A 1,085-nucleotide genomic window follows, 5' to 3' on the forward strand; every position below is an offset into this window, starting at 1 on the left:
GCCGCCCTGGGCGCGGCGGGCGCCGGGCCGGCCGCGGCGGCGGGCGGTCAGGACCGCCGCGGGTGGTGGGGGCGCACCGCACCGGTCGGGTTCGTGCTCTCGCACGAGCAGTTCCGCACCCAGGACCTGGTGCGGTGGGGGGCGCAGGCCGAGCGGGCGGGTTTCGGGCAGCTGTGGACCAGCGACCACGTCCAGCCCTGGCAGGACAACCAGCAGCACTCCATGCACCCGTGGATCACCCAGGGGCTGCTCAGCCAGGCGACCCGGCGGGCGACGTTCGGCACCGGCGTCACGTGCCCCACCTACCGCCACCACCCCAGCGAGGTCGCCCAGGCCTTCGCCTCCCTGGGCGTCCTGGCCCCCGGGCGCGTGTTCCTCGGGGTGGGCACCGGCGAGGCGCTCAACGAGCGCGCGGCCACCGGCGCGTTCGGGCCGTACGAGGAGCGCGCCGCCCGGCTGGTGGAGGCGGTGCAGCTCATCCGGCGCCTGTGGACCGGCGAGCGCACCACCTTCCGCGGCGAGTTCTACGAGACGGTGGAGTTCAAGCTCTACGACGTGCCCGAGACGCCGGTGCCGATCTACCTGGCCGCCAGCGGCCCGCGCAGCGCCTACAACGCCGGCCGGTACGGCGACGGCTGGATCGGCGCTGCGAAGGACTTCTCCGACCCCGAGCTGGTGGCGGCCTTCGAGCGGGGCGCCGCCGACGCCGGCAAGGACCCGGCGACGCTGCCCAAGCTCGGGGAGCTGTTCGTCAACGTCACCGAGCAGGACCTGGAGCACGCTGCCACCCTGTGGCGCTTCACCGTCGACCCCTGGGACCCCTCGCTGCTGCACGAGCCGAACCCGGTGGAGATCCAGCGCAAGGCCGAGCAGGTGTGGCCGCTGGAGCAGGTCCACGCGCAGTGGCCCAAGGGCGGCCCGGAGAACCACGTCGCCGCCGTGCAGGAGCTGCTCGACGCGGGCGTGACGCCGTTCGTGCACTCCGGCCAGCCCGACCAGTCCGCGGTGATCGACTTCTACGGCCGCCACGTCCTGCCGAACCTGCGGTACTGAGGGCCGCGTGCGAGCCTGGGGGCGTGCCGCCG

Annotated in this window: 1 protein-coding gene; it reads left to right on the forward strand. The window is 74.7% G+C overall.

What is annotated here, in order from left to right:
- The coding region (locus GTR00_RS21505) for a TIGR03557 family F420-dependent LLM class oxidoreductase (RefSeq protein WP_205706376.1) at positions 1–1,053 on the forward strand (1,053 nt) is incomplete at its 5' end.
- Positions 1,054–1,085: the final 32 nt, after the last annotated feature.

Source organism: Kineococcus indalonis, assembly GCF_009906395.1.
GTDB lineage: Bacteria > Actinomycetota > Actinomycetes > Actinomycetales > Kineococcaceae > Kineococcus > Kineococcus indalonis.